Origin of the sequence: Pseudomonas sp. FFUP_PS_473 (assembly GCF_002858665.1) — a bacterium.
GTDB classification, from domain to species: Bacteria; Pseudomonadota; Gammaproteobacteria; order Pseudomonadales; family Pseudomonadaceae; genus Aquipseudomonas; species Aquipseudomonas defluvii.
In genome coordinates this window covers 54,798-74,126 of record NZ_PJQQ01000018.1, presented here as the reverse complement: position 1 = coordinate 74,126, position 19,329 = coordinate 54,798, and the positions used below count along the sequence as shown (strand labels likewise).

Here is a 19,329-nt window from a genome sequence, read left to right as displayed (position 1 = left end):
TTGCGGCAGGCCGTCGGGCGGGCTGCCGCAGGCATTTGAGTGCGTTATACTCTCCGGCTTTTGACAGATTACGCACGAGAGCTGCCCGCCCATGGAAATCAACCCGATCCTGAACACCATCAAGGACCTGACCGAGCGCTCCGAGACTATTCGGGGGTATCTTTGACTACGATCAAAAGCATGAGCGCCTGATCGAAGTCAACCGCGAGCTTGAAGACCCGAACGTCTGGAACAAGCCCGAATACGCCCAGGAACTGGGCCGTGAGCGCGCCATGCTGGCGCAGATCGTCGAGACCCTGGACGAAATGTCCGGTGGCCTGGCCGATTGCCGTGACCTGCTGGACATGGCCGTTGAAGAAGACGACGAAGCCGCTGTCGAGGACGTCGTCAGTGAACTCGACCGCCTGCGCGTCGCGCTCGAGAAGCTCGAGTTCCGTCGCATGTTCAGCGGCGAGATGGACATGAACAACGCCTACCTGGACATCCAGGCCGGTTCCGGCGGTACCGAGGCTCAGGATTGGGCCAACATTCTGCTGCGCATGTACTTGCGCTGGGCCGACAAGCGCGGCTTCGATACCACGATCATGGAGCTGTCCGAAGGCGAAGTGGCCGGTATCAAGGGCGCCACCCTGCATATCAAGGGTGAGTATGCCTTCGGCTGGTTGCGCACCGAGATCGGTGTTCACCGCCTGGTGCGCAAGAGCCCGTTCGACTCTGGCAACCGCCGTCATACCTCGTTCTCGGCGGTGTTCGTCTCGCCCGAGATCGATGACAAGGTCGAAATCGATATCAACCCGTCCGACCTGCGAATCGATACCTATCGTTCGTCCGGTGCCGGCGGTCAGCACGTTAACACCACCGACTCGGCGGTGCGGATTACCCACGTCCCGACCAACACCGTGGTCAGCTGCCAGAACGAACGCTCCCAGCACGCCAACAAGGACACCGCCATGAAAATGCTGCGGGCCAAGTTGTACGAGCAGGAAATGCAGAAGCGTAACGCCGCCTCCCAGGCCCTTGAAGACAGCAAGTCCGATATTGGCTGGGGGCATCAGATCCGTTCCTACGTGCTTGATGCATCGCGGATCAAGGACCTGCGTACCGGCATCGAACGCAGCGACTGCGACAAGGTGCTCGACGGCGATCTCGACGAATACCTGGAGGCCAGTCTCAAGCAGGGGCTATAACCCCTCCGAGACCTGCCACAAGTCCCTCGCCCGACGGGCGAGGGCAACGAACCCGTGATGGAAAATGTGAAGACATGAGCGACCTACAACTCGATCCGCAAGACCTGCAACAGGAAGAAAACAACCTGATCGCCCTGCGCAAGGAAAAACTTGCCGCTGTGCGCGAACAGGGTCAGGCCTTCCCCAACGACTTCCGCCGTGACAGCTACTGCAACGACCTGCAGAAACAGTATGTCGACAAGACCAAGGAAGAGCTGGAAGCTGCAGCGATCCCGGTCAAGGTTGCCGGCCGTATCATGCTCAACCGTGGTTCGTTCATGGTGATTCAGGACATGACCGGTCGTATCCAGGTCTACGTCAACCGCAAGACCTTGCCGGAAGAAACCCTGGCTGCGGTCAAGACCTGGGACCTGGGCGACATCATCGCCGCTGAAGGCACCCTGGCGCGTTCCGGCAAGGGCGACCTGTACGTGGAAATGACCAACGTGCGCCTGCTGACCAAGTCGCTGCGCCCGCTGCCAGACAAGCACCACGGCCTGACCGATACCGAAACCCGCTACCGTCAGCGCTACGTTGACCTGATCGTCAACGAAGACACCCGCCAGACGTTCCGCGTTCGTTCGCAGGTCATCAGCCACATCCGCAGTTTCCTGGCCAAGCGCGACTTCCTTGAAGTCGAAACGCCGATGCTGCAGACCATCCCTGGCGGTGCCGCGGCCAAGCCGTTTGAAACCCACCACAACGCGCTGGACCTGCCAATGTTCCTGCGTATTGCCCCGGAGCTGTACCTCAAGCGCCTGGTGGTCGGTGGTTTCGAGCGTGTGTTCGAGATCAACCGCAACTTCCGTAACGAAGGTGTGTCGACGCGTCACAACCCTGAGTTCACCATGCTGGAGTTCTACCAGGCGTACGCCGATTACGAAGACAACATGGACCTCACCGAAGAACTGTTCCGCGAACTGGCGCAACTGGTTCTGGGCAGCACTGACGTGCCGTATCAGGGCAAGGTGTTCCATTTCGGCGAGCCGTTCCAGCGTATTTCGGTGTTCGATTCGATCCTCAAGTACAACCCGGAAATCACCGCTGCCGACCTGCAGGACATCGACAAGGCGCGCGCCCTGGCCAAGAAGGCCGGTGCCGACGTCAAAGGTTTCGAGGGCCTGGGCAAGCTGCAGACCATGATTTTCGAAGAACTGGTCGAGCATAAACTCGAGCAGCCGACCTTCATCACCGAATACCCGTTCGAAGTGTCGCCATTGGCACGTCGCAACAACAAGAACCCGAACGTCACCGACCGTTTCGAGCTGTTCATCGGTGGCCGTGAAATCGCCAACGCCTACTCCGAGCTCAACGATGCCGAAGACCAGGCCGAACGCTTCATGGCGCAGGTGGCCGACAAGGATGCCGGTGACGACGAAGCCATGCACTACGATGCCGACTTCGTACGTGCCCTGGAGTACGGCATGCCGCCTACCGCCGGTGAAGGCATTGGTATCGACCGCCTGGTCATGCTGCTGACTGACTCGCCGTCGATCCGTGACGTGATCCTGTTCCCGCACATGCGCCCACAGGCCTGAGCGTACTGAACAAGCCGCCTTCCGGGGCGGCTTTTTCTTGCCCGCAATAAGTTGATCGAATCGACAGCAATTCATAGAGGTAGACCTGTAGTGACTCCTGCAATGGCTCAACAAGGTGCTGCTGGCGTGGCCACAGCGGTGGCGGAAAGTGTTCAGTACCAGGGGCGCAAGGCGAGCCGTCGTGGCAGTGAGCAGCGTCGTCAGGAGATTCTCGACGCGGCGATGCGCATCGTTGTCCGTGATGGCGTGCGGGGTGTGCGGCACCGTGCGGTAGCCGCCGAGGCAGGGGTGCCCTTGTCGGCCACCACCTACTACTTCAAGGATATCGAAGACCTGCTGATCGACAGCTTTGCCCAGTACGTGGAGCGCAGCGCTGCGTACATGGCCAAGCTCTGGGAGCACACCGAAGTGGTGCTGCGTCAGTTGTTGTCTCAGGGCGACGGCAGTCCACAATCCCGGGCGCGGCTGGCCGACGAAGTGGCGAAGATGATGAGCGAGTATGTGCAACGCCAACTGCATAACCGCCGCAACTTCCTGATGGCCGAGCAGGCCTTTCGCCAGGAGGCGCTGCTGTGTCCGAAATTGGCCGAACTGGTCAAGTCGCACGAGCAGATTTTGCTACGCGGCGCGGGCCAGATGCTTCAGGTCGTGGGCTCGCGTGAACCTCAGCAGGACGCCTTGGTGTTGACGGCGATAATCGAGCAGATGGAATATCAGGGCCTGCTCGATGCTGAACGACCACACGCCGAAGCGCAGATGCTCGCTATTCTTACGCGATACCTGCATCTGGTATTGGCTGCGGTCTAAGGCACGATCCATTTCAAGGAGAACCTGATGAAAGCCTGGCGTGTGCTGTTGGCCTTGTCGTTTTTACTGCTTGGCGGTTGTCTGGTGACCTTCAATGAACCCATTCCGGCGAATCAGCCGGCGCCCAAGGCGTTGCTCGGTAGCTGGAGCAGCAAGGATGCCTGGGGCGAACCCTTGAAACTGCTGATCAGTCGCACGGGGGGCAATGCCTACAAGGCAGTGGCCACGGCCAAGGGCAAGCCACGGCAGGAATATACCTTCACGGTCTCGCGTCACGGTAACCGCTGGTATTTCTCGGCTGGCGTGCCGAAAAAGCTCGGCGGGAACTTCCTGATTGCCGGTTTTGACGTGATCGGTAACAACGAGTTAGTGCTCTACAACCTTGATGTTGAACGGATCAACCAGGCGTTGGAGCAGAAGGCACTCAGTGGTCAACGTTACGAAGTGCCGGAAGATAATGGTGAGGGTGTCTTGATCGACAGCCCTGCACAACAGGTTTTCGCCTATCTGGATGACCCTGCCAACTCCGATCTGTTCATCGAAGTCGCGCGGTTCCAGCGCGCAGGCAAATAACCGATTCGAAGCAAGGAGTGTGGTGTGGACGAGTACCAGCAGACGATACGCGGCCTGTCTGATCGCATTGTTCAGGCACAGACGCCGATCCGCGTGCTCGATGCGGTGAAGTGGGACGATAGCATCCGCCAGGGGTTCCTCAAGGCCAAGGGCAAAGAGTTGCCGAAGGTGGACCGTGAGTACTATCTAGGTCGACCACTGTCCTTTGACTCCAGTGCGGTGAAGCTTGAGTTTCAGAACATCGAGCGTGATATTACGCGCCAGCTTGGCCAGTTCAACCCGGTTGGGCAGATCATGCGACGCATGTGCAAGGAGTACCGCATGGTGGTGCGCATGCTCGAGGCGCGCGGCACCGAGGATTTCGGGCTGATCTCCCAGGAGCTCTACGGCGCCGCATCCGATGCCTTTCATGCCGGTGACCCGACCCTGTCCGATCTGGGCCTGATGCTCTCCGACTACCTGAACAACATCGATTGCCTGGGTGACTTGAAGGACGAGCCGAAGAACCTTACCGCCAAGCAGGCCGTGGAAATACTTCAGCATCGCTTGAACAAGGTGTTCGGTGAGGCGGAAGAGACCATCCGTGTATTCGAGTCGGACGGTATCGTTGCCGACGCGGCCGCCGGTGCCGACTACATCAAGATCCGCGCTGACGCGATGTTCAACAACCGCGATGTCCGCGCGTTGGAGGTCCATGAGGGGCTGGTGCATGTCGGCACCACCCTCAACGGCCTGAACCAGCCGATCTGTACCTTTCTGTCCAAAGGCCCGCCTTCTTCCACGGTCACCCAAGAGGGGCTGGCGATCCTCATGGAGGTGATTGCTTTCGCCTCGTACCCCAGCCGGCTGCGCAAGCTGACCAACCGCACCCGTGCCATTCACATGGTCGAGGAGGGGGCCGATTTCCTCCAGGTGTTCGAGTTCTTTCGCGCTCAAGGGTTTGGCATGCAGGAGAGCTATGGCAATGCCAGCCGCGTGTTTCGTGGCTCGGTGCCCAATGGGTTGCCATTTACCAAGGACTTGTCCTATCTCAAGGGCTTTATCATGGTTTACAACTATATTCAGTTGGCCGTGCGTAAAGGCAAGCTTGAGCAGATTCCTTTGCTGTTTTGCGGCAAGACGACGCTGGAAGATATGCGGACTCTGCGCCAATTGGTCGACGAAGGCCTGGTGGAGCCGCCCAAGTACCTGCCTGAGCAGTTCCGCGACTTGAACGCGCTGTCGGCCTGGATGTGCTTCTCCAACTTCCTCAATCACTTGAGCCTGGACCGTATTGAAGCCGACTACTCGAACATTCTCTGACGTCCTTGGCAGGCCGCTGTGCCTGCTTCTTGTGCTGTTGAGTCTGGCCGGCTGCAGTGCCTTGCTGTTTTACCCCGAGCCGGGCGAGCCCTTCACGCCGAAGCGGGCCAAGCTTGAGTACCGTGACCTCACCCTGACCGCTGCAGACGGTACGCGCCTGCATGGTTGGTGGTTGCCGGCCAAGGAGGGGGTAGCGGTCAAGGGGACGGTGCTGCACCTGCATGGCAACGGTGGCAACCTGGCGTTGCACCTGGGCGGCAGTTGGTGGCTACCGGAGCAGGGCTATCAGGTGTTGATGATCGACTACCGGGGTTATGGCTTGTCGGAAGGCACGCCGAGCTTGCCGGAAGTCTATGACGACATTGCCGCGGCGATGGACTGGCTGCAGCAGGCGCCTGAAGCGCAGGGTAAGCCGCTGGTGTTGCTGGGGCAAAGCCTGGGTGGCGCCCTGGCCATCCATTACCTGGCGCAACACCCTGAGCAATCACATCGGATCAAGGCCATGGTTTTCGACGGAGTGCCGGCCAGTTACCGGGATGTCGGGCGTAGCGCCTTGAGTTCGAACTGGTTGACCTGGCCTCTGCAGGTTCCGCTGTCATGGCTGGTGCCGGATGGCGACAGCGCCTTGCGCTCGGTCGGGCAATTGTCCGGGGTTCCGAAGTTGATCTACCACAGCATCGACGACACCACCGTACCCATGGTCAATGGTATCCGTCTGTATCAGGCAGCCCCACCACCGCGCGTGCTGCAGTTGACCCGTGGTGGTCATGTGCAGACCTTCAACGACCCGATTTGGCGTAAGGTAATGCTGCGCTTTCTGGAAGACCCTGAACATTTCAATGGACTGCGACGTTTGGCCGAAGTCCCCAATTACCCTGACGAGAAGTAGTAATGAGTGAAGAACGCAACGCCATCCCGCTGATCATCACCGGTGTCTGCAGCATCATTGGCACTGTCGGTGCGCTTTGGTATTACGGCTACCTGCATTTTGCCAAGCCGGAGGATGCGCTGCTGCTGTCCGACTTCACCATGCTCAAGACTGTTCCCGGTGAAGACTACAAGGTTTCGCTCAGCCCGGCGCCACAGGTGGCGCAATGCATCGATGGCGTGTTGGTGCTGTTCGACACCCAGCAGAAGGGCCTGACCGGCGTACTGGTCGACAACAAGAAGCAGGCGGTGCGCTGCATGGGGCAGGAGACGCCGCAGCAGGTACAGTAATACCGTCAATTGGCGGCGTCCCTATCGCTGGCAAACCCGGCACCCACCGGTTTCAGTCGTTGGACGCCTCTTTTTCCGCGCTTAAGGTCTGCAGGTAGTGTCGGGACAACGCTAGAAACCGGGGTGTTGGCCCGATGTCTTCATACAGCGGATTACCTTCCTCATCGGTCTCGATGACCTGTTGACCGCGGACATAAGGGAAGCTGGCCTCCAGCTCTTCGAGCGCGGCGCCAAGCAGTTCGCCGAGCAGTTCCTCGGGTTGACGCTTGGGGTACATCTCGGCCAGCGCCGCCAGACGCGCCGCGGCTTCGACATCCAGGTGCAACACATAACCGGTAGGGCTCATGCGCCCCGTGGCGGTCTGTTCCCAGTTCTGGGCAAGTTCGCGGATTTTCATGGTGACCTCGTTGAAGACGGATGGCCTTCTTTCAGCGTAGCTACTGGTCGCACTTTGGTCTGCCTTGAAGCACAGGCGGTACTGCGGCACTCTGATGTCATCGCTGTTTGCCCGCGTTGGAGATGAAGGCTGATGACTGGTATTGATGTGCGCTTGCGTGAAGACGTCCATCTGTTGGGCGAATTGTTGGGGGACACCGTACGCGAACAGTACGGCGAAGCTTTCCTGCAGAAAATCGAGGACATTCGTCGCAGCGCCAAGGCGGACCGCAGTGGCAGTGCCGAGCAACTGAGCTCCAGCCTCGACGGCTTGTCCGAGGACGAGTTGCTGCCGGTGGCCCGAGCGTTCAACCAGTTTCTCAACCTGGCCAACATCGCCGAACAGTACCAGTTGATCCGCCGCCGCGACGCGGATCAGCCCGAGCCGTTCGAGGCCAGGGTGCTTCCCGAATTGCTCGACCGCCTGAAAAAGGCGGGTCACAGTCCTGACGCATTGGCCCGTCAGCTCGGCAAACTGAGCATCGAACTGGTGCTGACTGCGCACCCGACCGAAGTCGCCCGCCGCACCTTGATTCACAAGTACGATGCCATCGCCGCGCAGTTGGCGGCTCAAGACCACCGCGACCTGACACCCGCCGAGCGTGCGCAGGTCCGCGAGCGTCTGCAGCGGCTGATTGCCGAAGCTTGGCATACCGAAGAAATCCGCCGTACCCGACCCACCCCGGTCGATGAAGCCAAATGGGGCTTTGCGGTCATTGAGAACTCGCTCTGGCAGGCTATCCCCAACCACCTGCGCAAGGCGGACAAGGCCTTGTTCGCGGCCACGGGCCTGCACCTGCCGCTAGAAGCTGCGCCGATTCGATTTGCCTCGTGGATGGGCGGTGACCGCGACGGTAACCCCAATGTCACCGCCACGGTCACACGCGAAGTGCTGTTGCTGGCCCGCTGGATGGCGGCAGACCTGTTCCTGCGAGACGTTGATTTTCTGGCTGCCGAGTTGTCCATGCAGCAGGCCAGCCCGGCGCTGCGGGCCAGGGTGGGTGAGCATGCCGAACCCTACCGGGCGTTGCTCAAGCAACTGCGCGAGCGCCTGCGGGCAACCCGAAGCTGGGCGCAGTCGTCACTGGCTGTTACGCAACCGGCATCCGCCGAGGTCTTGCACGACAATCACGACCTGATTGAGCCGTTGCGGCTCTGCTATGAGTCGTTGCATGAGTGCGGCATGGGCGTTATCGCTGATGGCCCGCTGCTCGACACCTTGCGTCGAGCAGTGACCTTTGGCCTGTTCCTGGTGCGCCTGGATGTGCGTCAGGACGCAGCACGGCACGCTTCGGCGTTGAGTGAGATCACCGATTATCTGGGGCTGGGGCGCTATGAGGATTGGGATGAAGAGGCGCGTATCGCCTTCCTGCAGACCGAACTGAACAACCGTCGTCCATTGTTGCCACGGCATTTCCGGCCTCAGGCCGAGACGGCTGAAGTGCTTGCGACCTGCAGTGAAATCGCTGCCGCCCCGGCAGCCTCGCTGGGGTCTTATGTGATCTCCATGGCCGGCGCGGCTTCAGACGTGCTGGCGGTACAGTTGCTGCTCAAGGAGGCGGGCGTTGCCCGTCCGATGCGGGTTGTGCCGTTGTTCGAAACACTGGCCGACCTGGACAATGCCGGGCCGGTCATGCAGCGTCTGCTGGGCCTGCCGGGCTATCGTGCGGGTTTGCACGGCCCTCAGGAAGTGATGATCGGCTACTCCGATTCGGCCAAGGACGCCGGTACCACAGCAGCGGCCTGGGCCCAGTACCGCGCCCAGGAAACCCTGGTGGAGATCTGTCGAGGGCAGAACGTCGAATTGCTGCTGTTCCACGGTCGTGGCGGTACTGTGGGCCGTGGCGGCGGCCCGGCCCATGCGGCGATCCTGTCGCAGCCACCGGGCTCGGTGGCCGGCAGGTTCCGTACCACCGAGCAGGGCGAAATGATCCGTTTCAAATTCGGCCTGCCGGACATCGCGGAGCAGAACCTGAACCTGTACCTGGCTGCGGTGCTCGAGGCGACCCTGTTGCCACCGCCACCCCCGCAACCGGCGTGGCGCGGCTTGATGGACCAACTCGCGGCGGATGGTCTGAAGGCTTACCGCAGTGTGGTGCGTGACAACCCGGAGTTCGTTGAGTATTTCCGTCAGGCCACGCCGGAGCAGGAACTGGGCCGCTTGCCGTTGGGCAGTCGGCCGGCCAAACGCCGTGCGGGCGGTATTGAAAGCCTGCGGGCGATTCCGTGGATCTTCGGTTGGACCCAGACGCGGCTCATGCTGCCGGCCTGGTTGGGCTGGGAGGCGGCGTTGAGCAATGCACTGGCGCGCGGGCAAGGTGGGCTGCTGGCAGAAATGCGTGAGCAATGGCCGTTCTTCCGTACCCGTATCGACATGCTCGAAATGGTCCTGGCCAAGGCCGATGTTGAAATTGCGCGTTCCTATGATGAGCGTCTGGTGCAATCGCAACTGCGACCTTTGGGTGCACATCTGCGCGACCTATTGTCGCAGGCGTGCCAGGTTGTACTGGGGCTTACCGGGCAGCCGGTGCTACTTGCACACAGCCCCGATACCCTGGAGTTCATTCGTTTGCGCAATACCTATCTGGACCCGCTGCATCTGCTCCAGGCTGATCTCCTGGCCCGCTCGCGCACCCGTGATGCCGCTCTGGACAGCCCTTTGGAGCAGGCATTGCTGGTGACGGTGGCAGGTATCGCGGCAGGCTTGCGGAACACGGGTTGAGGCGTGCTTGCGCCGGGTTGCGCCCGGCGCAACCAGAGCATGACAGGGCCTTCGGCAGCAGGTTATTCCGACTTTGGGGCGCTTGTGTGGCCGAAAGCTGCTGTGTATCTTGAGCAGCCTTTTGACCGAATTGTGGTCATGACCTAATTCCGGGATTTTGCCCTAGCGGCGAATCCTTTGATTTGCTTATAAAAATTGAGGAGCACAAGATGCGTGTAATTCTGCTGGGAGCTCCCGGGGCCGGTAAAGGTACTCAGGCAAAGTTCATCACCGAAAAGTTTGGTATTCCACAGATCTCCACCGGTGACATGCTGCGTGCCGCCGTCAAGGCGGGTACTCCGCTGGGCCTCGAGGCCAAGGCGATCATGGACGCTGGCAAGCTGGTTTCCGACGAGTTGATCATCAACCTGGTCAAGGACCGTATCGCTCAGCCTGACTGCGCGAAGGGCTTCCTGTTCGACGGTTTCCCTCGCACCATTCCCCAGGCCGAAGCCCTGGTAACTGCCGGTGTTGAGCTGGATGCCGTTGTCGAGATCGCTGTGGCTGACGAGGAAATCGTCAAGCGTATTGCCGGCCGCCGTGTTCACGAGGCCTCGGGTCGCGTCTACCACGTGATCTACAACCCGCCAAAGGTTGAAGGCAAGGACGATGAGACCGGCGATTCGCTGGTTCAGCGTAAAGACGACACTGAAGAAACCGTACGTCACCGCCTGGCGGTCTACCACGACCAGACCAAACCGCTGGTGGACTTCTACCAGAAGCTGGCTGCCGCCAATGGCAAGCCGAAGTACAGCCACATTGAAGGCGTTGGCTCTGTTGAGGCCATCACTGCCAAGGTGCTGGAAGCGCTGAGCTGATTTATTGCTCCAGCCCTTGAACAACGGCCCGCTTGCGGGCCGTTGTTGTTTATAATGCCGCTCTTTTTTCTTTCGCCTGGAATCACCGATGACCACTTTGCTGGCCCTGGATACCGCCACTGAAGCCTGCTCCGTTGCCCTGCTGCATGACGGCAAGGTGTTGAGCCACTACGAGGTGATTCCGCGCCTGCATGCGCAGAAGCTGCTGCCAATGATCCAGACCCTGCTCGCCGAGGCGGGTATCGCGTTGTCGGCGCTTGATGCCATTGCCTTCGGTCGCGGTCCAGGCGCTTTCACCGGTGTCCGTATCGCTATTGGTGTGGTCCAGGGCCTGGCCTTCGCGCTGGAGCGTCCGGTGCTGCCGGTATCGAATCTGGCCGTGCTGGCGCAGCGGGCAATGCGTGAACAGGGTGTGCAGCAGGTCGCCGCTGCCATCGACGCCCGTATGGATGAAGTGTACTGGGGCTGCTACCAGTCGACGGCAGGTGAAATGCGCCTGCTGGGTGAAGAGGCTGTGCTGCCACCGGAGCAGGTGGCCTTGCCAGCAGGTGCTACCGGGGACTGGTTTGGTGCGGGTACGGGCTGGGGCTATGCCGAGCGCCTTGCGGTCAAGGTCAGCGCCCAGGACGCCAGCCTGCTGCCTCATGCCCAGGACCTGCTCAGCCTGGCAACGTTTGCCTGGCAGCGTGGCGAGGCAATCGCCGCTGATCTGGCGCAGCCGGTCTACCTGCGCGATAAGGTGGCCACGCCTAAGGCGCGCTGAGCGCCGCCGGTCAGTTAGCGCCAGCAACCCCGAATCTTTTGCCTGATCTGTGGTCCAGTTATCAGTCAGGCATTTGCGAAGGCTCTCGGGTGCCGCTAAATTGCCATCATTGCTCCTGAGTATTCCGCCATGCGTATCGACGGTTTTTCCTCGCAGTCTTATCCGGTCAAACGCTCCGCGCGTAAGGCGCCGCTGCGTGAAGAAGAACTGGACGACGATATTCCGGGTGAATTTGAAACCCAGGCGCAGCCATCGGCGGGTACAGGTGCCAGCCGTAGTGCGGGTCTTCCCGTCCGTCAGCAGGACATGATCTTTCCTCGGGCCAGCAACAAGCGCACTGCCAAGGCCCTTAGCAGCTACCTGACCACCGCCGGCTTTGTGGATTGGGAGATGGAAGTGCTCGGGCTGGACCTGTACATTTGACGGATGATTCCCTCATCCCTTCCTTATTTTCTGGGTTGCCCGTCCTGGAGTGAAAGCGCCTGGCGCGAGTACCTGTACCCCGCTGACGCGAAAACCACCGACTTCCTTGGGCTTTACTGCCAGGTGTTCAATGCCGTAGAAGGCAACACCACGTTCTATGCCCGCCCGGCTGCTGCCACGGTTCAGCGTTGGGCGCAGATCATGCCTGAGCACTTCCGTTTTACCGCCAAGTTTCCTGGCGACATCAGCCATGGCGGTGACCTGCGCGAGCAACTGAGTGCTGCCCAGGGTTTCATTGAGTTGCTGCGGCCTTTGGGGCAGCGGGTCGCCCCTTACTGGCTGCAAATGCCGGCCAGTTTTGGGCCTTCGCGGCTTGCGGAGTTGGTCGGGTTTCTGGACGAAGTCGGTGTGCCTGTCGCAGTAGAGGTTCGCCATGCGGACTTCTTTGCCAAGGGGGAAGAGGAGCGCCTGCTCAATCGCCTGCTAATGGAGCGGGGCGTGGAGCGTATTTGCCTGGACCCGCGTGCGTTGTTCAGTTGCACATCCCGCGAGGCCTCGGTGCTGCATGCCCAAGCCAAGAAGCCCAAGGTACCGCCACGGCCCGCCGCATTCACCGCGTGCCCGCAGGTGCGTTTTATCGGGCACCCCGAGCTTGCTGCCAATGAGCCATTTTTGCGGCCTTGGCTGGATAAGGTTGCGGCCTGGATCGAAGAGGGGCGCACCCCCTACGTTTTCCTGCACACAGCCGACAATCGCCTGGCCGCTGCGCTGGCTCAACGTTTTCATCAGGGCTTGATGGAGCGGCTGCCGGGTCTGGCGCCATTGCCTGAGTTGGAAAGGGCACCACTTGCCGAGCAGTTGGGCCTGCTCTAGTCGGTTAGTGGACGGCTTGCCGTCACGCGGCGAGGCGTACGTTGTTCAGGACCACCGGGCGAGCCCAGCGCAGGTCGAAGTCCAGGTGCTTCTGTTGTTCGATCAGCGTGTGCTCATCGAATGGTTCTGCAGCCTTGTCCAGCAGGTCCATCTCGAACTCGGCTATTGGCAGGTGCAGTGGGCGTGCTTGAGGGGCCGGGCCTGGCTCAGGTGTGGGCTGCCCGGCGCTGAGTACGATTGGCCGAACCCAGCTGTTGCTGATGTCCAGTTGGCGTTGTTGCTCGATCAACTCGGCGGCGCTGAAGGGGGGCGCCGGTTTTTCCAGCAGTTCCGGCTCGAACTCGGCGATCGGCAGAAACAGGGGCTCAGGTGGGATGATCTCGCTGTCCTGAACATCGCAGTCGCGCTGGCTATTGATCTGTGCCAGGGTCTGGCTGCCGCCTACGGGTTCGCCTGTGGTGGCATCTACCGGGGCACTCGCCAGTGTTGTCGCTTCACTGCCTTCAGCCTGTTGCTCCGCCAAGGCCCGGGCAAAGAAGTCTTGCCACAGGTGGCTTACGCCACCCAATGCCTGGGTGTTGTGGCGGCTATAGTCGCCGACGGGCGACAGGTAGCCTGAATTGAGCTGAAGAATGTCTGACATGGCAGTCGGAGGCTGTCCGGGTCTGGCAAAATACTGAGTACTTTCGTTATCGGCCACGGCCGCCGATCATTTAATTTTTTTTGGATGCACGAACTATGGTTGAGCAACTGGCGGACAGCCGTCTGCGGGTCGAGGCGTTGTCGCCCGAGTATCAGGGGCATGCCGAGCAATGGGCACAACGCCTGGGCTTGCCGCTGGATGACGACGCTGCTGGCTTCGCCGTTCAGGTTGGGAGCGAAGGGCTGCAGATCCAGCAGTTGGGGCCGCAGGCGCCCGGCCCTGTGCGGGTCGACTTCGTGGAAGGGCAAGCCGCTCACCGACGGCTGTTCGGCGGCGGAAGCGGGCAGATGATCGCCAAGGCCGTGGGCATCGCCCAAGGCGTGCGCCCGCGTGTACTGGATGCCACGGCGGGCTTGGGCAAGGATGCCTTTGTCTTGGCCAGCCTGGGTTGCGAGATGCAACTGATCGAGCGTCAGCCGCTGGTCGCTGCGTTGCTTGAGGACGGCTTGGCGCGAGGCCGGGGTGATGCCGAGGTCGGTCCAATCGTGGCACGTATGCAGCTGCAGACCGGCAACGCGATTGAGCTGATGCGCTATTGGCAGGGCGAGGCGCCGCAAGTGATCTACCTCGACCCGATGTTCCCGCACCGTGACAAGAGCGCACTGGTCAAGAAGGAAATGCGCGTGTTCCGCCCGTTGGTGGGTGACGATCTCGATGCCCCGGCGCTGCTTGAAGCCGCCTTGGCACTGGCCACTCACCGGGTCGTGGTCAAGCGCCCGCGCAAGGCGCCGATCATCGAAGGCACCAAGCCAAGCCATAGCCTGGAAGGCAAGTCGAGCCGCTACGACATCTATCCGAAGAAAGCCCTCAAGGCCTGATCAGGGCGCGAAGGCGCGCATGAACAGGCTGACCACATCCTGTACGTGCGCTTCGGCGCCCTCGGCATCCAGCGGTTCGCCGCAGCCGAGCAGCAAGCGGAAGTTGGGGGCGCCCTTGAGCAGGCAGAAAAAGTGCTCTGCAGCATTGCCCGGATGCTCGATCCGCAGCAGGCCAAGTTCGTCAGCCTTCTGCAGCAGTGCCTCCATTTCCCTTAGCAAGCGCATCGGGCCTGCCTCGAAGAAAATCTGGCAGAGCTTGGGGTCCTGGCTGCCCAGCGCCATGATCAAGCGGTGCAGCTTGACCGACTCTTCGCCGTTGATCAGCCCCTGGAAGCCACGGCCAATGTTCAACAGCACCTGTTGCAGTGAGGCGCCGTCGGGCAGTTCGAAAATCAACTCGGGCAGTTGTGCCTTGCAGGTTGCCACCACTGCCGTGCAGAACAGTGTCTCTTTGTCGGTGAAGTGGCTGTAGACCGTCAGTTTCGAAACACCTGCCGCTGTCGCGACTGCATCCATGCTGGTGCTGGCATAGCCATGGGTCAGGAACAGTCGCTTGGCCGCTTCAAGAATGGCCTGGCGCTTGGCCAGGTCTTTCGGCCGGCCTGGACCGTTGGGTGCGGGGGTTTCGTTGAGCATGGTGTCCTTAGGCAGCGGTTAAAGGGCGTTCATGGTACATCGCGTGCTCCTTGTGCGAGCGGGAAATTCGATTGGCCGGTCAAGCGCGCTCAAAAAATTGTCGGACAAAAAAACGGGACTTTCGCTTCCCAGCGCTATGGGCTCTGATTAATATACCGATCAGTTCAAATATTAAAAGCGCCACTCGCGAAAGGGTTTTCCATATGTTGCGCCATTTCCTGCCCCTTGCTTTGCCCGTCAGTTTTGCCGTGTTACTGAGTGCGTGTGGCCAGGAAGGTCCGCAACAGGTAACCATTCGGCCGGCCATGGTGGTTCAGCCACAACCAGCCAGTGCGGCGGTCGCCAGTTATCCGGGGGAAGTGCGCGCGCGGTTTGAGCCAGAGTTGGCATTTCGCATTGCTGGCAAGGTCAGCCGGCGCTTGGTGGAGGAGGGGCAGCGGGTCAAGGCCAATCAGCCACTGGCCGAGCTTGACCCGCAGGACGTGCGCTTGCAGTTGGAGGCCGCGCGGGCCCAGGTTGCGGCCGCTGAGGCCAACCTGAGCCTGGTGCAGGCTGAGCGCGATCGCTACCAGAAGTTGCTGGAGCGGCAGATGGTCAGTCGCTCCCAGTATGACAACGCCGAGAACCTCTACCGTGCAGGCCAGGCTCGGCTCAAGCAGGTACGTGCCGAGTTCGATGTGGCGGGCAACCAGGCCGGCTATGCGGTGCTACGCGCGCCGCAGGATGGGGTGATCGCCAAACGCCAGGTCGAGGTCGGGCAGGTGGTGGCGGCAGGGCAGACGGTGTTCACCCTCGCGGCCGATGGCGAGCGTGAGGTGTTGATCAGCCTGCCGGAGCAGAATTTCTCCCGCTTCAAGGTGGGCCTGCCGGTGTCGGTGGAACTCTGGTCGCAGCCTCAAGAGCGGTTCGATGGGGTCATCCGTGAGCTGTCGCCTGCTGCTGATCCACGCTCGCGTACGTTCGCCGCCCGTATTGCGTTCAATGTCGGCAAGGTTCACGCGGAACTCGGGCAAAGTGCGCGGGTGTTCATCCAGCACGTCGAGCAGGTACCGCTGGCGGTGCCGCTTTCGGCGTTGACTGCCGAGAATGGCCAGACCTACGTCTGGCGCGTGGACGCCAACAATACGCTCAAGCGAACGCCGGTACGTGTCGGTGCCTATGGCGAGACCAGCGTACCGGTGCTTGAGGGCTTGAGCCCCTCTGACTGGGTGGTTGCTGCGGGTGTGCATGTATTGCACGACGGCCAGCAGGTACGCCCGGTGGACCGTTCCAACCGTGTGGTCAATCTGGCGACTAAGGAGTAGTCCCTGATGGGTTTCAACCTTTCTGCTTGGGCGTTGCGTAATCGCCAGATCGTCCTGTTCCTGATGTTGTTGGTCGCCATAGTCGGTGCATTGTCGTACACAAAACTCGGCCAGAGTGAAGACCCGCCATTTACCTTCAAGGCCATGGTGGTTCGTACCCTCTGGCCTGGCGCGAGTGCCGAGGAAGTGTCGCGCCAGGTGACCGAACGTATTGAAAAAACGCTGATGGAAACCGGCGAGTACGAACGGATCGTGTCGTTCTCTCGCCCCGGCGAATCGCAAGTCACCTTCATGGCCCGGGACTCCATGCACTCGGACGAGATCCCTGAGTTGTGGTACCAGTTGCGCAAGAAAGTCGCGGACATCCGCCACACCTTGCCACCGGGCATTCAGGGGCCGTTTTTCAATGATGAATTCGGTACCACGTTCGGCAACATCTACGCCCTGACAGGCAAAGGCTTCGATTATGCCGTGCTCAAGGACTACGCCGACCGTGTGCAGGTCCAGCTGCAACGGGTCAATGATGTAGGCAAGGTCGAACTGCTGGGGCTGCAGGACGAGAAAATCTGGATCGAACTGTCGAACGTCAAGCTGGCTACCCTTGGCTTGCCATTGGCGGCGGTGCAGCAAGCACTGGAAGAGCAGAATACGGTCAGCACGGCGGGCTTCTTTGAAACGCCCACCGAGCGTTTGCAGTTGCGCGTCAGTGGTCAGTTCGAGACGGTTGAGCAGATCGAGCAGTTTCCCATTCGTGTCGATAACCGCACCTTCCGCATCGCCGATGTCGCCGACGTGCGTCGTGGCTTCAACGACCCGCCCGCGCCACGTATGCGCTTCATGGGCGAGGACGCCATCGGTCTGGCGGTGTCGATGAAGCCCGGTGGCGACATTCTGGTGTTGGGCAAGGCGCTGGAAGCCGAGTTTTCGCGGATTACCCGCAACCTGCCTGCCGGCATGGAGCTGCGCAAGGTGTCTGACCAACCTGCGGCGGTGAAGACCGGTGTCGGTGAGTTCGTCAACGTACTGGTCGAAGCCTTGGCCGTGGTGTTGCTGGTGAGTTTCTTTTCCCTGGGCCTGCGCACCGGGCTGGTGGTCGCGTTGGCGATTCCTGTGGTATTGGCAATGACCTTCGCCACCATGTACTACCTGGGCATCGGTCTGCACAAGATCTCCCTGGGGGCGCTGGTACTGGCGCTGGGGTTACTGGTGGACGATGCGATCATTGCGGTAGAGATGATGGCGATCAAGATGGAGCAGGGCTTTGACCGCTTCAAGGCCGCCAGCTTTGCCTGGACCAGCACGGCATTTCCGATGCTCACCGGCACGCTGATCACTGCGGCAGGCTTCCTGCCGATCGCAACAGCGCAGTCAGGTACTGGCGAGTACACCCGCTCGATCTTTCAGGTGGTGACGATTGCGTTGTTGGCGTCCTGGATTGTCGCGGTGGTGTTTGTGCCTTACCTGGGCGAACGGCTGTTACCGGACCTGGCCAAGTCGCATGCGGCTAAACACGGTACGAACGGCAACGCGCCTGACCCCTACGGCACGCCGTTCTATCAACGGGTTCGGCGAGTGGTGGCATGGTGTGTACGGCGGCGTAAGACAGTCATTGTGCTCACCATCGGCATGTTCATCGCGAGCATCCTGTTGTTCCGTTTCGTCCCTCAGCAATTTTTCCCGGCTTCCGGGCGTCTGGAGTTGATGGTTGACCTGAAACTGGCTGAAGGCGCCTCGCTGAGCAATACCGCTGAGCAGGTCGAGCGGCTGGAGGCGATGCTCAAGGCGCGTCCTGATATTGAAAACTATGTGGCGTATGTCGGCACTGGTTCGCCACGCTTCTACCTGCCCCTGGATCAGCAACTGCCTGCAGCGAGTTTTGCCCAGTTCGTGGTGCTGGCCAAGACCATCGAAGACCGTGAGGCGCTGCGTAGCTGGTTGATCGAAAACCTGAACGAACAGTTCCCGCAACTGCGCTCGCGTGTCACTCGGCTGGAAAACGGGCCGCCGGTGGGGTATCCGGTGCAGTTCCGGGTCACGGGGGAGCACATTGAGGTCGTGCGAGCCTTGGCGCGCAAGGTTGCGGCCAAGGTCCACGAGAACCCCCATGTGGCTAACGTGCACCTGGACTGGGAAGAGCCAAGCAAGGTGGTTCACCTGATCATCGATCAGGATCGTGCCCGTGCACTCGGCGTGAGCACGGCCAACCTCGCCCAATTCCTGCAAAGCACCCTGAGCGGTTCAGGGGTTAGCCAGTACCGGGAAGACAATGAGCTGATCGAGATACTGCTGCGTGGCACGCTACAGGAACGGCGTGAGCTTGCGAACCTGCCTAGCCTCGCGGTACCGACTGATAGCGGCCGCAGCGTTGCACTGTCGCAGATCGCGACCTTGGAATACGGTTTTGAGGAAGGGGTGATCTGGCACCGTAACCGCCTGCCGACGGTCACCGTGCGCGCCGATATTTACGGCAAGGAGCAGCCGGTGACCCTGGTTCAACAGATCCTGCCAACACTTGAGAGCGTGCGTGCGCAACTGCCGGATGGCTACTTGCTGGAAGTGGGCGGTACGGTCGAGGATTCCACGCGAGGGCAAAACTCGGTGAAAGCCGGTTTCCCGTTGTTCATCGTGGTGGTGCTGACCTTGCTGATGCTGCAGTTGCGCAGCTTCTCGCGCACGGTGATGGTGTTCCTGACGGCCCCGTTGGGCGTAATCGGCGTGACCTTGTTCCTGTTGGTGTTCCGACAGCCGTTCGGCTTCGTCGCGATGCTTGGCACCATTGCGTTATCAGGGATGATCATGCGCAACTCGGTGATCCTGGTGGACCAGATCGAGCAGGACATTGCCGCAGGGCTTGACCGTTGGCAGGCGATCATCGAAGCCACGGTACGGCGTTTCCGACCGATTGTGTTGACGGCGTTGGCGGCGGTGCTGGCCATGATCCCACTGTCGCGCAGTGTGTTTTTCGGGCCGATGGCGGTAGCCATCATGGGCGGCCTGATCGTCGCGACGGTGTTGACCCTGTTGTTCCTGCCAGCGCTGTATGCGGCCTGGTTCAGGGTCAAGAAACCCTAGAGACCGGCATCGCGGGCAAGCCACCCCCACAGTGCGCAACATGTGTGGGAGCGGATCTT

Annotated in this window: 18 protein-coding genes; 15 read left to right on the top strand and 3 right to left on the bottom strand. The window is 60.7% G+C overall.

Annotated features, from left to right (window positions below):
• Window positions 1-91: 91 nt before the first annotated feature.
• The 7 genes from prfB (at window position 92) to CYD26_RS14345 (ending at window position 6,664) form a co-directional block, all read left to right on the top strand.
• A protein-coding gene (gene prfB / locus CYD26_RS14375; RefSeq protein WP_099773686.1) for a peptide chain release factor 2 occupies window positions 92-1,187 on the top strand; the annotation gives its coding sequence in 2 pieces (ribosomal slippage) (window positions 92-163 and window positions 165-1,187; 1,095 coding nt in all).
• A gap of 74 nt (window positions 1,188-1,261) precedes the next feature.
• Entirely contained in the window at window positions 1,262-2,764 is a 1,503-nt protein-coding gene (gene lysS, locus CYD26_RS14370) for a lysine--tRNA ligase (protein WP_065761728.1), read from the top strand.
• Window positions 2,765-2,866: 102 nt separating this feature from the next.
• Window positions 2,867-3,571, top strand: a complete 705-nt coding sequence (locus CYD26_RS14365; protein WP_065761727.1) for a TetR/AcrR family transcriptional regulator — start codon at window positions 2,867-2,869, stop codon at window positions 3,569-3,571.
• A 27-nt stretch (window positions 3,572-3,598) separates the two neighbouring features.
• Window positions 3,599-4,144 (top strand): hypothetical protein, encoded by a 546-nt coding sequence (locus CYD26_RS14360; protein ID WP_102052890.1) that lies wholly within the window; start codon window positions 3,599-3,601, stop codon window positions 4,142-4,144.
• A gap of 24 nt (window positions 4,145-4,168) precedes the next feature.
• Window positions 4,169-5,446: a flavohemoglobin expression-modulating QEGLA motif protein gene (locus CYD26_RS14355; protein WP_102052889.1), complete on the top strand. Its 1,278-nt coding sequence runs from the start codon at window positions 4,169-4,171 to the stop codon at window positions 5,444-5,446.
• Window positions 5,418-6,335 carry an alpha/beta hydrolase gene (locus tag CYD26_RS14350; RefSeq protein WP_102052888.1) on the top strand — a complete coding sequence of 306 codons (918 nt, stop codon included), beginning with the start codon at window positions 5,418-5,420 and terminating at the stop codon, window positions 6,333-6,335. Before CYD26_RS14355 ends, CYD26_RS14350 begins: the two co-directional genes overlap by 29 nt.
• A gap of 2 nt (window positions 6,336-6,337) precedes the next feature.
• Complete coding sequence (locus tag CYD26_RS14345; RefSeq protein WP_065761723.1) at window positions 6,338-6,664, top strand: hypothetical protein; 327 nt, start codon at window positions 6,338-6,340, stop codon at window positions 6,662-6,664.
• 52 nt (window positions 6,665-6,716) lie between these two features.
• Here CYD26_RS14345 and CYD26_RS14340 read toward each other — a convergent pair whose 3' ends face one another.
• A complete protein-coding gene (locus CYD26_RS14340) occupies window positions 6,717-7,061 on the bottom strand; it encodes a pilin assembly protein (RefSeq protein ID WP_099773688.1) in 345 nt (114 codons plus the stop codon).
• A 132-nt stretch (window positions 7,062-7,193) separates the two neighbouring features.
• Here CYD26_RS14340 and ppc point away from each other — a divergent pair, with 132 nt between their 5' ends.
• The 5 genes from ppc to CYD26_RS14315 all read left to right on the top strand — a co-directional run bounded on the left by ppc (window position 7,194) and on the right by CYD26_RS14315 (window position 12,737).
• Window positions 7,194-9,821, top strand: coding sequence for a phosphoenolpyruvate carboxylase (gene ppc / locus CYD26_RS14335; RefSeq protein ID WP_102052887.1), 2,628 nt, complete (start codon window positions 7,194-7,196; stop codon window positions 9,819-9,821).
• A 209-nt stretch (window positions 9,822-10,030) separates the two neighbouring features.
• The gene (adk, locus tag CYD26_RS14330; RefSeq protein WP_099773690.1) at window positions 10,031-10,678 is read left to right on the top strand and encodes an adenylate kinase; all 648 of its coding nucleotides are present in this window, start codon (window positions 10,031-10,033) and stop codon (window positions 10,676-10,678) included.
• Between the two features lie 88 nt (window positions 10,679-10,766).
• Window positions 10,767-11,441, top strand: coding sequence for a tRNA (adenosine(37)-N6)-threonylcarbamoyltransferase complex dimerization subunit type 1 TsaB (tsaB, locus tag CYD26_RS14325; protein ID WP_099773691.1), 675 nt, complete (start codon window positions 10,767-10,769; stop codon window positions 11,439-11,441).
• Window positions 11,442-11,570: 129 nt separating this feature from the next.
• Entirely contained in the window at window positions 11,571-11,864 is a 294-nt protein-coding gene (locus tag CYD26_RS14320; RefSeq protein WP_102052886.1) for a hypothetical protein, read from the top strand.
• Between the two features lie 3 nt (window positions 11,865-11,867).
• Window positions 11,868-12,737, top strand: coding sequence for a DUF72 domain-containing protein (locus tag CYD26_RS14315; protein WP_102052885.1), 870 nt, complete (start codon window positions 11,868-11,870; stop codon window positions 12,735-12,737).
• A 22-nt stretch (window positions 12,738-12,759) separates the two neighbouring features.
• Here CYD26_RS14315 and CYD26_RS14310 read toward each other — a convergent pair whose 3' ends face one another.
• Complete coding sequence (locus tag CYD26_RS14310; protein WP_102052884.1) at window positions 12,760-13,380, bottom strand: energy transducer TonB; 621 nt, start codon at window positions 13,378-13,380, stop codon at window positions 12,760-12,762.
• A 95-nt stretch (window positions 13,381-13,475) separates the two neighbouring features.
• Between CYD26_RS14310 and CYD26_RS14305 the strand changes: the two genes are divergently transcribed.
• On the top strand, window positions 13,476-14,258 hold the full coding sequence (locus tag CYD26_RS14305) for a class I SAM-dependent methyltransferase (RefSeq protein WP_102052883.1): 783 nt from the start codon (window positions 13,476-13,478) through the stop codon (window positions 14,256-14,258).
• Here the strand turns inward: CYD26_RS14305 and CYD26_RS14300 are convergent, their stop codons facing one another.
• On the bottom strand, window positions 14,259-14,894 hold the full coding sequence (locus CYD26_RS14300) for a TetR/AcrR family transcriptional regulator (RefSeq protein ID WP_102052882.1): 636 nt from the start codon (window positions 14,892-14,894) through the stop codon (window positions 14,259-14,261).
• 203 nt (window positions 14,895-15,097) lie between these two features.
• Between CYD26_RS14300 and CYD26_RS14295 the strand changes: the two genes are divergently transcribed.
• Entirely contained in the window at window positions 15,098-16,198 is a 1,101-nt protein-coding gene (locus tag CYD26_RS14295) for an efflux RND transporter periplasmic adaptor subunit (protein WP_102052881.1), read from the top strand.
• 6 nt (window positions 16,199-16,204) lie between these two features.
• Entirely contained in the window at window positions 16,205-19,270 is a 3,066-nt protein-coding gene (locus tag CYD26_RS14290; protein WP_102052880.1) for an efflux RND transporter permease subunit, read from the top strand.
• Window positions 19,271-19,329: the final 59 nt, after the last annotated feature.